We start from the raw sequence: 13,644 nt of genomic DNA, 5'->3' as shown, positions 1-13,644 counted from the left end.
GGCGGTGAGCGTGTCGGGATGCTCGCCGCCCTGCAGCCGCTCTCGGTCGGCCGCCGCTTGTTCCAGCAGCTTGATTGCGCCGCTGGTCCGACCCGCCTGCTGATAGGAGGTGGCGAGGTTGGCACGGGCGGTGAGCGTGTGAGGGTGCTCGCCGCCCAGCAGCCGCTCCAGGTCGGCCGCCACCTGTTCCAGCAGCTCGATCGCCTCGCTGGTCCGACCCGCCTGCTGGTAGGCGCTGGCGAGGTTGCCGCGGGCGGTGAGCGTGTCGGGATGCTCGCCGCCCTGCAGCCGCTCTCGGTCGGCCGCCACCTGTTCCAGCAGCTCGATCGCCTCGTCGGTCCGACCCGCCTGCTGATAGGAGGTGGCGAGGTTGCCGCGGGCGGTGAGCGTGTGAGGGTGCTCGCCGCCCAGTAGGCGTTCCAGGTCGACCGCTACCTGTTCCAGCAGCTCGATTGCGTCGTCGGTCCGTCCCGCCTGCTGGTAGGCGCTGGCGAGGTTGGCACGGGCGGTGAGCGTAGAGGGGTGCTCGCTGCCCAGCAGCCGTTCGCTTTCTAGAAACACGTACTGCCAGTAGGCGGTGGCGGAGGCGGCCAGCCCGGCGTCGAGGAGGCTGCTGCCCGCGCGGTAAAGGAGCGGATGCCTGACCGGGGTCCAGAGGCAATCGTTCGAGTGACCGGTGAGCGCGTTGGTGTTGGCGCGCAGGACGGCGGCGTGGTCGGCGTGGTGTTGGTCAGGGTTGGGCCAGAGCTGGAGTAGGCCGTCGGCTGCTGCGATGGCGAGGGCCGGTATCTCGTCGGCAGGGATGGTTTCGCGGGTGGCGCGGGCGGTGATGGCGTGGATGCTGACAGCGCGGGGTTCGACCCGGGTGTCGCAAGTCAGCAATGCGTAGCGGTGCAGGAGGCGGAGGGCTGCGTGGGCTTGCTCGGCTGTAACCGATGCGTGTGATGCGGTGGTGTCGCCTTGTGAGGCAGGGGTGTGGTGGGTGGTGAGGCGGTCGAGGAGGGCGGGGGTGTTCCACAAGGCGTGGGGGTGGCCGGCGGGGTCGAGAAGAGCGGTCAGGCGCAGGGCTGTGGTGGCGAAGCCGGTGGTATCGCTGGCCTGGACAGCGTCGAGGGAGAGCAGGAGGGCCGCGGTGACTTGCGTGGGCTGTTTCGGCTCGAGGTAGCCCTCCGTGTCTGCGGCCGGCGGCATGACCTCATCCAGGAGGCGATGTCGGTCGTTGTACCGGTTGAGGTACTGGGTGGAGGTGAGTTCTTCGTTGATCATGTGGGCGGCGGCCATGCCGAGGCCGAGAGGGTGGTGTCCCAGGGCGTGGGTGAGCTGCGTGGCGTGGTCGTCGAGGAGGTGGCCCATGTTCTCGGCGCTGAGGCGTTGGTGCAGGTAGGTGGCGGACTCGGCGGGGGTGTAGACGTCGATGTCGATGCGGATACGGCCGTTGCCAGTCAGGGAGGCGTCCCTGCTGCGCGTGGTGGCCAGCACGCGACCGCTGCCGGTTTGGCTGGTGGGCCACAGTGGTTGGATGCCGTACGGGTCGGTGATGTCGTCCAGGACGACGAGCCATCGGCGGTTTGTGTTGCGCAGCCAGTCCAGCAGCAAGCGGGCGTCCGCTTCCAGATCCTCACCGCTGGCGCCGGGCAGTTTCAGGGCGGTGGCTGTCTGCGCGTAAAGGGCGGTCACCTGTTGCACCTCGGCGGCAGCCACCCACAAGACCAAGTCCATGCGATTTTTGACGGCGTCAGTGGCGTAGGCAGCGGCAAGCTGGGTCTTTCCGACTCCGCCCCCACCGGACAGCACGCGTGGCTGTTCCTGCGTCAGTACGACCGACCGGTTGTCCGACCACGCCGCGTCGATCCGGTCCCGCAGTGCGCTGCGGGGCTGGAACGCCGTCGCCAGTTGAGGGATCGGCACAGGCACCACCGGCTGTGTCACGGCGTCTTCGTTTCGCCCCGTGTCCGCCTGCGCGGCGGTGATTTCTTCCAGAGACACAGTGGTGCCGGGATGGCCGTGCCGGGTGACCAGGTCGGCGAAGCCGGGGAGGCTGAGCGCTTCGTGGACGGGTGCGGCCTGCAGGCGGCGACCGCCCATCGGCCGGTTGTCCTCAACCGCCACCCCGACCAGCCGGCCCCGGCAGAAGATCGCCGCCCCTGACGCTCCCGCCCATGGCCGCTCGCCGCCGTGTCCGAGGTCCGGCCACACCCGGCAGTCCAGTACCCAGTCGGACGACGACGTGGACACCACCGGCAGCTCACCCCGCAGGTGCTCGACGTCCCCGCGGGCGGCTTCGTCGGCGAAGGCGGGGAAACCGGCTCCCTCGAACGGCAGCGGCACGATTCCTCCGGGCCGCCCCCACAGCACCGGATCACCCTCCACAGGGACAGGCTCCTCCAGCCATAACAGGGCCATGTCGAGAGCGTCCTTGGCCGGAACACCCTCCCGAGGGTCCGGCCAGCAAACCTCGGCCCGCCGGTGTACAACGTCACCGAACCGGGGATGCCCCACCCGCGCCTGCAGCCGCAGCGCCCACCGCTGGTCCGGCATCACCACATGCAGGGCCGTCAGCACGAGCTGGGGCCCGATCAGATAGCCGGAACCGGAACCCCCGGGATCCCCGGTGCCCACCCACACAAGGCGCCGTGCATCCATGTCACTGCTCCCACGGTCGCTTCGCCCCGGTTCCAGAACCTGACGCCCCATCCGGCGCTTCAGCACCCGTGGACTGCTCGGACGCTTCGGCACCGGTGGACTTCGCGACGGTGGCGCCGGCCCCGTTCTCAGCGGACGGCCGGCGGATCTTCGCACGACTACCGCCCAGGGCCTCGTCAAGAACCTGCAGGCTCAGCGTCAGCGTCTGACGATGCGTAGCCTCTAGCGTGCCACCCGCCTCCGCGCCGGCCTTGACCCCAGGAAAGCCGACCTCGACCTTCACTTTGCCGTCACCACCGCGGCGGAACTCCACATCCAACGTCAGCTGTGCCTGCTCCACCTCAAACCGCAGTTGCTGGCCAGCCCCGTCGTCCTGCGCGGCATACAACTCCCGCCGCAGCTCACTCAACGCTTCCGCCAACGTGACCTTCGCTTCCACAGCACCCCCATGTACCGCGCCAAACTGACGCCCCCGGAAAACAACCAGCATGTCCCATTCGCCATGCGCCCCGCAGCACTTCCGCCACTGCGCAGCTCCGCCGACTGCACCCTGCTCGCCCATGTTTTCCTCGCCGCGGCTGCACTCGGCGCCCTGACGTGACAGATGCCCCTGCCGCCCGAACGGACGGCAGGGGCATCTGTGCTTTGCGTAGGCGTCAGGAGAAACGCCAGTCGCGCTCCGGCAGTACCTCCCACCAGGTGTCCTCTACTCCCGCGACACGCAACATCGCCCCACCCCCGGCCGCCAAGACCTGCACCCACTGTGACGGCCATAGCCCGGCCCTCACCAGCTCTCCCCAAGGGACAACCCACAGGCACCTCGGACTTCTTCAGGGGCAAGTAGCTACGGCTTCTTCACGGCGTCTTTGGCGTTGCCCTTGACCTGCTGCGCTTCGCCCTTGACTTCCTGGGCCTTGCCCTCGCCCCGCAGCTTGTCGTTGTCCGTGACCTTGCCGACACGCTGCTTGGCGTTGCCGACCGCCTCGTTCGCGAGGCCCTTCGCCTTGTCCTTCGCACCGGACATGACTTTCCTCCAGTTCGGAATGGGAGATCTCTCGATCAGGAACCCACGCGACGCCCCTGGCCGCTCGCTGAGGTAGCCCGATTGCGGAACAGATGATCGAGAGCGGCCGAGGTCAGCCGATCCTGCGCGAGTACGGGGACGCTGGACGGTTCGCGCCGGGCTAGGGGGCCTGTCCTCCGAACAGCGGCAACGATCCTGCGCTGGCGGTGCGTGAAGCGTGATGGAGCGCTACGTTCCACTCGGAAGGCTGGTGATCGGCATGGACGGATTCGGCGAGGTCAGAAGCGTTCGCCTGACCTTCCTCAAGGCGCCCGGCGTCCTGCACAAACTGGCCGACCTCTTCAAGCAGCTCGACAGCATCTACGCGGATTGCCTCACGTTGACACTCCTCGACACGGTAGAGATGACCGACACGCAGGAGCAGGTGCTGCTGATGGCGTACCTCGACGACCCGACCGACTCACGGCTGAGTCCGCGAGTGAGGCGGGTCGAAGGCAGCTCTCTGATGCTGGAACTCCTCCAGGCGCATGGCGCGGAAGCGGGGCAGCGCTTGCCCTGTTCGCCGCGGCACTCAGGGGTGTGGAAAGGGTTGCCATCGTGCCCGCCAGAATCCGACGCCGCGCCGCCGAGGAAGAGTCCAAGCGTGTGCAGGCAGAGGCCAGGACCGCAGAGGCCCATGCTGATCGCGCTGAGGCGGAGCGGAGGCAAGCCGAAGCAGACGCGCACCGGCACTTCGCCGAGTTCGCGGCCCGTAAGACCGAAGCCATCGTCGAGACCCTCACCGTGTCCCTCGCGAAGCTGCGCTACGAAGCCGACTATGGACTGGCGATGCAGGTTGAGACAGAACCCGTGGACGATCAGGAACGGCGTCAGGCTGAAGGCTAGTCGCGGCCGACCCGCAGTCTCAGCCGATCCGGCGCTGGTACGGGGACGCCAGCCGGTTGGCGCCGGGCTGCGGGGCCTGCGGGAGCGGCGAGTGCGCGATCGCCCCGGCGTTGGCCTCGGGGATCAGGCCGTACACGAGGACGCAGGACGCGTCGATTCGGCCCGGCGAGTCCGGGTCGTTGGGCTGCCATGTTGACCACAGCAGCTTCCCCTGCGGGCCGTCCTCGGAGCGCCACGGACGGGACGGGACAGCGTGGCGAGCTGCCGGGCGGGTGGGTCAGCTCTCGTCGCTGAGCTCCACCAGCTCCGCAGCCGCCTTCACGGCCTCTCGGGCCCGCTCGGTCGTTGCCGCGGGCTTGCCCGTGCGTCTCGCGTAGGCCTGCGTCTCGCGCACGACCCCGCGCACGTACGAGACCAGGTTGGCGCGCTCCCGTGCGTCCCGCCGGTCGTCGACTGCCTCGGCGAGCTCGCCCCACCAGAAGCCGTCATCGTTCGGATCCTCCAGGATCTTCCCGGCTCCGTGGTGCTCCAGAAGCGCACGCGCCACCCCGCCCAGCCTGGCGTACAGGGCCTCCCCGGCCGCGATGCGCCGCTGCTCGGCGATCCGTTCCTCCGCGGCCCGTTGGTCGATGAGGTGGGCTACCTGCGGCTGCCGCCGGTCGCCCGGCTTCCCGTTGACGGCGACGTGCAGGCGCTTGCGCGCGTTCATCGCGCTGCCCGGGTTCGGCTCCCCCTGGCGGTTGACGTAGCGGAGCGCGACGGCGATGTCGGCCCAGGACGTCCCGCCGGCGCGGGCGTCGTCGATCGCGGACAGCTGGAAGGGATCGGCGGCGAGACGCAGCCACTCGGCCAGCTGGATCCGCAGCACGGCCGCCTGCCGGTACGCCTCACCGGTGAGCCGGTGGGCGTGCTCCTGGCGGACAACCTCACCGGCATCCGCGACCGCGCCCTGGTGCTCATGCACTTCGCCGTCGCCGGCCGCCGACACGAACTCGCCTTCAACCGGGTCCGGGACTACGCCGAGACCCCCGGCGGCATCCAGGCCGACCTGCGCGTCTCCAAGATCCGGCCCCGCGTCGTCCCGGTCCCCTACGGCTCTCGGCCCTCGATCTGCCCGGTCCGCGCCTGGCTGGCCTGGAAGGAGGCCGCCGGCCTCACCGACCCGGACGGATACGCCTGGCGCCGTCTGCACAACCGGTGGCACACGGTCCTGGAGGGCGGGCTGCAGCCGGAATCCATCGGCGACGTCGTCACCCGCGCCGGCGAACGCGCCGGGATCGAGATCCGCTTCACCGGACACAGCCCCCGCCGCGGCCTCGCCACCTCATCCCGCCTGAAGGGTCACGACCAGATCGTCATCGCCAAGCAGGGCGGCTGGGCCCCGCACTCCAAGGTGCTCGCCGGCTACCTCGAAGTGGTCGACCAGTGGGAGGACAACGCCCTGCTCAGCGTGCTGTAGGCCACCGTTCCATCGCGCACTGAGGGGGAGCGACCCATCAGCAATAAACTGGTCAGCCGAGCTGGGATTGCTTTCACTTCAAGGGCGGCAACCCCGACGCGAACGGAGGGAAAAGCACAATGATAGCCTCGCGTGCGTTCGTGTAAGTCTCTCGCATTTTACTTATGTCGCGCTGTATCTCCGGTGAGTTTTTATCCTTACCCGAGGCTAGATCCTTGCCGTACTGCTGAGTCGCCGAGGCAGCCTGGTCACCCCAGTAAACCGCCGCCCCGATATTCGTAAGCGACTTGATGCGCCCCATCCACCCGAGCGCCACGCTGGGCCTGCTGCCAATCCATCCGGGGCACTGCGCGAATTTGCAGGCGGTGTTTCCAGCGAGGGCCGTGTTAATGATCGTCTTGGTGATTTCGGTGAGTTCGGCTGACGTCGGGATGTGACCTTGGACAGCGCTTGGTTGATTAGATTGACCTTGATTGCCGCCCAGGGTGAAGAACGGGATTTGACTGGACTGAGTGCTGGTGTTGGTGGCCGGTGTTCCGGTGTTGGTGGCCGGCTGCAGGGGCTGAACCTCGCTGGTGCCCGGCTGATGCTGGGCTTCGGTCTCGCCAGTCGGTGCGCCGGTGTTGGTGGCCGGCTGCAGGGGCTGAACCTCGCTGGTGCCCGGCTGATGCTGGGCTTCGGTCTCGCCAGTCGGTGCGCCGGTGTCGGTGGCCGGTGTTCCGGCGTCCGTGGCCTCTCCCGAGCTTTGATCATTGCTAGGTGGCGGGTTGGAATCGTCGTCTGCGGACGCTGACGACTGAGTCGTGTCCGTCGAAGAGTCCGATGCCGCTATAGCCGTGGTCGCTCCTGCGGATACAAGGAGCGCAGCACTGAGGCAGGAAGCGCAAAGGAGCTGGGGGATTCGCCGTCGAACTGTGGCAGTCATGATGACTCCGTGACTGCGAGTGGAGAGATGTTGAAGAGGAACCCTTTTAGGGGTTGAATTCGCTGTAGCTGCAATAGTCGCCTGCGTCAATCTGCTGGGTTGGCGTGGCGCCTACCTCAAGAGCCCCCATTCTTCCCCTTTAGGCATCCCCCGGCAAATGGACTTTTGCCGCGTCATACTGCGTCTATCGCAGGGTGGCACGTTCAGCTAATTCGCGGCAAGAGATTCATGTGCAAGAGTTCGCCTTTGCCGGATGCGGTGAGGTGCTCTAGCTCAGCTGGCGCCCCTCACGGGTGTCGCAAGTATCGCCGGGCCGAAGGCAGTCCGGAAAGCCTTTGTGCAAGCCGGGAGTTGTGAACGCCCTTGTTGGACACCGGCCGTCGGGCCCGCCCCGGCGTATCGACGTCCGGGCGCCGCTGTTCAACAATCGATCGGTTCTTGGACGCCCTCTCCCGGCGGGTGTTCAGCCGCCATGCTGTAGCTGAACATCCACCTCACCCACTTGGAGAGCAGCGTGGAGCTGAGCGCCACCGGCGAACCCGCCATCGTGCAGGAAGACACGCAAGTCCACGTCGGCCTCGACCTTCGGCCGGGCACTCTCACCCTCACTCACTCCGGCAAGGACTTCGCGGCGTACCACGCCCTGGTGGAGTTCGCCTCTGCCCACGCGAAGCCGTGGACAGCGCAGAAGGTCAAGTTCTCGGCCAAGGGGTCGGATGGTAAGTCCGTGGCATTGACCGTGGATCTCCTCAACGACACCTGGGAGGGTCCCCGGACTGGCGTCCCCGCTGCGATATGGAAGGTCGTGGCTCTAGCCGCAACCTCCGCCGGAGACGTCGGCATCACCTACGCACCTCCTGGCCGCGCCTGAACACGGCCATCGTGGGCGGTTTACGTGGCCCGGGCGCTGCCCGTCTGCGGCGGCTCGGTTGTGACGGAGGGCAGGCTGGCTGCGGAGGGGGTGGGGGAGGGGCGCCGGCCCGTGGGTCGTCGAGCCGGCCGGAGCTGGGCCGCTCGCCGCACTCCCGCCGTCCCGGATGCGGCAGCGTGAGGAGACCGCACCGCCCGGGGAGTGGTCGAGGGGGAGCAGTTGCTGCCGCGATGTGGCCGGGCCCGTCGTGGGCGCTCCGCTCAGCGCGGCACGTCGTGGTGACCCGTCCGGCGAACCCTTTCTCGGTGTGCGGCTGGCCGATTCCTCTTCTCGCCCCTCAGATGAGGGCCCTGCTGGCCTGGACGTCCGCGTGGTTTGCAGCGTCACTTAAGTGGTCGTCAGCGTCGTCTACCGAGGCCGGGCAGCCCGCCTGGGACCGTCCGCACACTGGTCGAGGGCTCGTCCGCGACGGTCCGCGTCGGCTGCTGTGCTGGGTTTGACGCTGGCCTCAACGGAGGGAGCCGAGGCGGTTCCCCGCGCCGCCGATTCGTCACGACGCTGTCTGATGCCGGGCAAACAGCGATCTTGCCAGGAAACTGGTGAGAGTAAAGACGACCGGTCCTCGTGTTGACTTTGGTGATGGCGCCGCAGTCGGCGCACTCGTGCTTGACCGCGTCTGGATTACGCATGCCGCCCTCCCCGCTGCCAAGCCCAGGGGCGAGCCACGGCATCACGGCAATGCTGCCGCGCCCAGGCCCGCTGGGCTAGAAGTTCATCGGACCGGGACGCCGCGGCGAAGATCGCGGAGCCGCGGAAGCCCGCGCCGCCGTCGAAGCCGGTGTCCCCGCCGATACCCGCCGCGGATACGCCGGCGGCTGGCGGCGCTTCACCGCCTGGTGCGTTGACACCGGCCGCCAGTCCTGCCCGCGACCGGCGACATCCTCACTAAGTACATGACCCACCTGAAGACAGAGGACGGGAGGCTTGGGGGGACTGGGTTGTGTCCTCGGATGATCCGCCCGGCGCGGGCACCCGAAACGGAAGCTGGCCCCAGGAGTTCGACTGAACTTTAAGGAACAGACTGGCACCCTAACCAAGTGCCGTGGGGTGGGGCGGCATCGCGCCGTCCCGCACTGTCCGTACGGTGCTCGGTCACCTCTTGGCGTCTGGTGGCGGTGGCCTGTCTGTTCCTTAAAGTTCAGATGCGGGGTCGTCGCGTCGAGGTGGTCCGGGACTCCCCGGGCCGCAAGGTGGAGCCGGGATCTTGCCGATCGGAGCATCCGCGATTACGGCAGCCTTCTGCGCCCCCTACGGCGGCGGTCCCTTGTCTCACACCGTCCGCATCCGGTCATGACTGCTGGCCTGCTCGGGTGGCCGGCGTCGGGAACGGCGAGTCGGCGACGTTTGTGGCGGGCAACCTCACCGACTGTTTCCTCCGAGACAGACAGAAGACGCTGGACCAGCTGGGAGGGTGTGCCGTGGGCTCTGTACGGTTGAGGCAGGTTGCCGCGTACAGCTTGGCTGCGGTGTCGGGCGTACTTCTGGTCGTGGCCGTACTTTCATGGGATCGGCTGGTCGACCTGGCCGCCCGCATCCCGCTGGTGCAGCTTGTCCTCGTCATCGCTTCTGCAGCCTGTGCACTGACAGCAGCCCAGCTGTACCGGCGTACGGGGCTGCGAGGGCCGCAACGCTCCGCCCCGCCTATCCGTTGGTGGTGGGTCCTGCTGGCGGCCGTCGTTGTACTGGCTGCGGTGTGGGCCACTACCGCCTTGCTGCTGTCCGAAGCCGCCCATATGCACTCGGCCAACGAACGGACGACGGAACGGATCGAGGCGGTTCGTACCGGTCTTGCCGCGGGTGCTGGCGCAGGTGCGGCGCTCACGGTTCTCCTAACCTTTCGTCGGCAGCTGCACCACGAAAGGGCCACCGAGGAGAGCGAACACGATGCGAACGAAAGGCGGATCACCGAGCTGTACACCAAGGCTGTCGAGCAGCTCGGAAGCCCCCAAGCCCCGGTGCGGCTGGGCGGGCTGTACTCGCTGGAGCGGCTCGGTCAGACCGCTACCGACCACCGGCAGACCATCGTGGACGTCATCTGCGCATACCTGCGCATGCCCTACACGCCGCCCGCTATCGACCGTCCCAGTAAAGAGAAGCACAAAGGATGGCGGCAAAAGGTATACGGTTCCCGACAGACCATGCGGGCACGCGTCCACGGGAAGACGGACAATCAGCGAAGGCAGGAACTTCAGGTACGTAAGACCGCCGAACGCATTCTCACTGCCCACCTATGTGACTCCCGCCGTCCGGACTGGCGGGAGACCATCCCAGCCGATGACCGGTTCTGGGAAGGCATGCTCGTCGACCTCTCCCACGCCACCCTCACCACGTGGCAGTTCTCCCGCTTCCACGTCGTCCAGGCAGACTTCAACGATGCCACGTTTACCGGCGGCACCTCGTTCGGCGAGGCCATGTTCACCGGCAAGGCCTCGTTCGAAGGCGCCACGTTCACCGGCAAAGCCTCGTTCATCGAGGCCACGTTCACCGGCGGCGTCAAGTTCAAAGACGCCACGTTCACTGGCGGCGCCACATTCGACGGCGCCACATTCATCGGTGACGGCATGTTCAACCGCGGCGCCCTGTTTGACCGTGCCCACTTCACCGGCGACGCCTCGTTCCGCGACGCCACGTTCACCGACAAGGCCTCGTTCGAAGGTGCCACGTTCACCGGCGAGGCCTCGTTCTTCGGTGCCCCCTTCGGCGGCGGCGCCACGTTCGAAGGCGCCACGTTCACCGACAAGGCCTCGTTCTTCGGCGCCCCCTTCCACGACGACGCCAAGTTCAAAGACGCCACGTTCACCGGCGGCGCCACATTCGAACACGCCATGTTCCGCCGCAACGTTCAATTCGACGGCGCACGGGCGCGCCTAACGACGTCGGACGGCACCCCTCTGGCCTGTTTCTGGCCGACAGGCTGGGATGTCCGACCCACCACTGACGGCTGGGGGGTCTTAAGGAAGACCTGAGGCCAACCGGCTCCATGACCAGGCTCCGCGCTCCTTTCCGTGCCCCGAGGAGAAGCCGTCGAATAGCTCGCAGCATCAGGACACTGACCAGTGAGGAAGGCTCCACCTGGCGGCCCAGGCAAAAAATCGGAGCTCCGGGCTATTACGGCTGACCGTCTGGTTCGAGTTCAGGGCGGACGAACCGCTCCCGGAGCCGGTACACGGTCCGCGCGGCCCAGCCCGTCCAGTCCCGCCGTCGGCGAAGTCGTCCGTCCGCCCGGCGGTACCACCGCTTGCGGCTGAGCACGAAACACAGGTCGAACATCGCCAGGTTCGACTCGTGGTAGTGCAGATCGCAGTCCAGTGGCACGGTGCGCGTCGTGTCCGGCGGCACGTCACCGACGCAGTAGTACGCCACCCGTGACTCGCTCTCGATCGCCCCGTCCACATCGGGAAGGCGCACCGTGACATTGCGGACCGGGTGCTTGCCGCCGTTGCGGATGAGCAGCGTGTGCGGATGGTACGGCTGCCACCCCTCCTGCTCGCGGAACCTCTGGACGAACTCGCAGTCGTCGACGTGATCGCCCGCCCAGGCGGTGACCTGCTCAGCTTCGAGCCGCTGCTGCCGCAGCAGGGCACCCAGCCAAACCAGCAGCGCCGGCGGGCTCGCGGCCCACACGCCACGAGCTATGTCCCAGAGGGTCTTGGGGAGTTCAGGGAGGTGCACGGATCGAGCGTAGGCGAGGCCGTACCGGCAGCGAGAAAGCTTCGTGCACTGGGGCCTGGCCGGCGCCCGGGCGAGCAGTACATAGGGTGGCCGGGTGAGCTCAGCACCCCAGGCCCGGGACCCGTACGCGATCCTGCACGGATGGCTTTCTGGGGCGTACGTCCGGCCCGACGGCCAAGAGGTCATCGGCCGCGCCTGGGACGAGGACACCAAGTACCGCTACGGCCTCTACCTCGCCGGGATCGACGCCCCGCCCGGCTGGAAGCAGGATTGCCTGCCCCCGGCCGCCGTCCGCTCCGGCACCCTCGTCGCGTTCGTTGAATGGGTCATGAGGCCTACTACAAATCCAGCGACACGGCCAGTCAGCAGGAGAACTGAATGCCCGCTGTGTCCTTGGCGAAGGCAGAGTTGCGAGGCGACCACCTGGCGGTCGATGTCGAGGGAGGCGATCCACACGTCACCGGAGCAGCGGGTGATCACCTCGGGCCATGCCGGCTCAGGCAGGGAGACCTGCCGCCGATCGGCTGCCGGCCGGTCCCTGTTCCGGGCTTGGTGGAGGCGTACCAGAGAGCGGTAGTTGCCCATGACCTCTGCGACATCGTCGGTGTGAGGCCGGCCGCCTCCTTCCATGCCTGCCAGGGACGGTCCGGGCAGATCGAGGGCCGGGAGCCGTAGGGGGACTGGGACGATGCGCGGGCGGATTTCGGAGACGCGCAGGTCGGCTTGGATGCCGCCGGGGGTCTCGAGTGGCCCTCGCTCGCTGCGGCTGCACTCGGTGCCCTGTCGTGACTGATGCCCTGCCGCCCGGACGGGTGGCAGGGCATCAGTGAAATGGCGCCCTACTCGAGCACAGTGCGCCTTTCCCCGACCGGCATCGCCGATGACGCCAAGACCGGGGACCGGCTGCCCGAGTACTACCCACCGCCCTGACAGCCCGCGTCTCACGAGATGCGGGCCGTTCTGCCGTTGCTTCAAAGCCCGAGCAAGCGCCCGGTGAGTGAAGGTGGCCGCACTGCGAGCCGGTGCGGGAAGTCATGGAACGCACCGAGATGGTGGTGCGCACCGTTACAACCCCCGGCTCGCCTCGGGGCCAGCCGGCGCGGCGGTTGAGCGGTGAGCCCTAGTCCCTCCCGGGGAATCTCCCCCTATCCAGGCCAGCGCTCAGGCAACGTGGGAGAGGGTAGTCGCGCCAGCTTGACGGGCCTGGGCTTTGAGCTCTTCGATCTCTCGGTCGGGGATGTCCAGCGACACAAGCCGCTCGTTCTCGACTGTTGAGAAGAGTAGTTTCCTGCCAAGGGAGGCCTCGCAGCCGATGGTGCGATGCGCCAGGCGCGAGAAGTAGGTAATGCCAGCAGGTGAAGTGAGGTCCAGGGGAACACCCATGTAGGGGTCCTTCCTGCGGCTTCGGGTATCTGCCGCGCTGTTCTCAGCAAGGGCAGCCTGCCTCAGCTCCGTGAAAAGACGTTTCGGCTCAGGCTCCGAAATCTCGACATCCGTGTACAGGTCGATCGTTGTCTCTGCGCCGACCCTTCCAAGGTACTCCCCTACCGAGGTAAGGAAGATCTCCATGTCGGCGTCCGTGGCTGAGGTGATCATCATGAGGTGTCCTTCAGTGTGACCGGTTTGCCTGTGGGTGGTCGGGCCTTGAGGCCCGACCACCCACTATCTGCTAGAGGCGATTTCTAACGCCACCACGTTAGGGCTCGACGCAGACCGTGCTTTCCTGCAGCCCACAGACCTCGTGCCACGCTGCGGTGGTCCTTGGTGCCTGCCGGGTTCCAGTGCCACTTGTGGAACTTGTCCCACTCGATCCGATTCTGGTGGTTGCTCCAGTGGAAGCCGATGTGATGCTTCCGCATCACGAAGTGCTTGTTCCCCTGAGCGAAGAACATCCACTTGGTCGGCGTGTAGTGGAAGAACGCCCGCGTGGAGTGATAGGCCCGCGGGAACCAGCGAATGGTTCGGCCAATCCACCTGAACCGGCTACGGCCGTCCAGGTCATATTGGTTCAGCGGGTCGGCGGTGACGTATTCGTAGGCGTTGGCGTTGCCGCCGTAGACGGGGTCGGTGGTCAGGAAGCGTCCGGTGGTGGGGTTGTACAGGCG

General features: G+C 67.3%; 12 protein-coding genes. 4 read left to right on the top strand and 8 right to left on the bottom strand.

Annotated features, from left to right (window positions below; translation table 11 throughout):
- From V7E45_RS15115 to V7E45_RS15105, 3 genes are all read right to left on the bottom strand, one after another.
- Nucleotides 1-2,643, bottom strand: a 2,643-nt coding sequence (locus V7E45_RS15115) for a tetratricopeptide repeat protein (protein WP_333774667.1), incomplete at its 3' end; no start/stop codon positions are given.
- A gap of 1 nt (nucleotide 2,644) precedes the next feature.
- Nucleotides 2,645-3,082 (bottom strand): trypco2 family protein, encoded by a 438-nt coding sequence (locus V7E45_RS15110; protein WP_333774666.1) that lies wholly within the window; start codon nucleotides 3,080-3,082, stop codon nucleotides 2,645-2,647.
- A 405-nt stretch (nucleotides 3,083-3,487) separates the two neighbouring features.
- Nucleotides 3,488-3,667 carry a CsbD family protein gene (locus V7E45_RS15105; RefSeq protein WP_333774665.1) on the bottom strand — a complete coding sequence of 60 codons (180 nt, stop codon included), beginning with the start codon at nucleotides 3,665-3,667 and terminating at the stop codon, nucleotides 3,488-3,490.
- Nucleotides 3,668-4,264: 597 nt separating this feature from the next.
- Between V7E45_RS15105 and V7E45_RS15100 the strand changes: the two genes are divergently transcribed.
- Nucleotides 4,265-4,552: a hypothetical protein gene (locus V7E45_RS15100; RefSeq protein ID WP_333774664.1), complete on the top strand. Its 288-nt coding sequence runs from the start codon at nucleotides 4,265-4,267 to the stop codon at nucleotides 4,550-4,552.
- Nucleotides 4,553-4,829: 277 nt separating this feature from the next.
- Here the strand turns inward: V7E45_RS15100 and V7E45_RS15095 are convergent, their stop codons facing one another.
- Entirely contained in the window at nucleotides 4,830-5,420 is a 591-nt protein-coding gene (locus V7E45_RS15095) for a hypothetical protein (protein ID WP_333774663.1), read from the bottom strand.
- 33 nt (nucleotides 5,421-5,453) lie between these two features.
- Between V7E45_RS15095 and V7E45_RS15090 the strand changes: the two genes are divergently transcribed.
- Entirely contained in the window at nucleotides 5,454-6,011 is a 558-nt protein-coding gene (locus V7E45_RS15090; RefSeq protein ID WP_333774662.1) for a hypothetical protein, read from the top strand.
- Nucleotides 6,012-6,084: 73 nt separating this feature from the next.
- Here the strand turns inward: V7E45_RS15090 and V7E45_RS15085 are convergent, their stop codons facing one another.
- A complete protein-coding gene (locus tag V7E45_RS15085; protein ID WP_333774661.1) occupies nucleotides 6,085-6,936 on the bottom strand; it encodes a hypothetical protein in 852 nt (283 codons plus the stop codon).
- 514 nt (nucleotides 6,937-7,450) lie between these two features.
- Between V7E45_RS15085 and V7E45_RS15080 the strand changes: the two genes are divergently transcribed.
- Both V7E45_RS15080 and V7E45_RS15075 read left to right on the top strand, forming a co-directional pair.
- Nucleotides 7,451-7,807 (top strand): hypothetical protein, encoded by a 357-nt coding sequence (locus V7E45_RS15080; protein ID WP_333774660.1) that lies wholly within the window; start codon nucleotides 7,451-7,453, stop codon nucleotides 7,805-7,807.
- Nucleotides 7,808-9,177: 1,370 nt separating this feature from the next.
- Complete coding sequence (locus V7E45_RS15075; RefSeq protein WP_333774659.1) at nucleotides 9,178-10,833, top strand: pentapeptide repeat-containing protein; 1,656 nt, start codon at nucleotides 9,178-9,180, stop codon at nucleotides 10,831-10,833.
- 142 nt (nucleotides 10,834-10,975) lie between these two features.
- Here V7E45_RS15075 and V7E45_RS15070 read toward each other — a convergent pair whose 3' ends face one another.
- From V7E45_RS15070 to V7E45_RS15060, 3 genes are all read right to left on the bottom strand, one after another.
- Nucleotides 10,976-11,539 (bottom strand): hypothetical protein, encoded by a 564-nt coding sequence (locus V7E45_RS15070; protein WP_333774658.1) that lies wholly within the window; start codon nucleotides 11,537-11,539, stop codon nucleotides 10,976-10,978.
- A 1,161-nt stretch (nucleotides 11,540-12,700) separates the two neighbouring features.
- A complete protein-coding gene (locus V7E45_RS15065) occupies nucleotides 12,701-13,138 on the bottom strand; it encodes a hypothetical protein (RefSeq protein WP_333774657.1) in 438 nt (145 codons plus the stop codon).
- 83 nt (nucleotides 13,139-13,221) lie between these two features.
- On the bottom strand, nucleotides 13,222-13,644 hold a 423-nt coding region (locus tag V7E45_RS15060; protein WP_333774656.1), incomplete at its 5' end, for an RHS repeat-associated core domain-containing protein.

It is taken from the genome of Streptomyces sp. IBSBF 3136, from assembly GCF_036815105.1.
Taxonomy (GTDB): domain Bacteria; phylum Actinomycetota; class Actinomycetes; order Streptomycetales; family Streptomycetaceae; genus Streptomyces.
The sequence above is the reverse complement of the archived record's forward strand: the minus strand, read 5'-3'. Positions and strand labels throughout refer to the sequence as shown.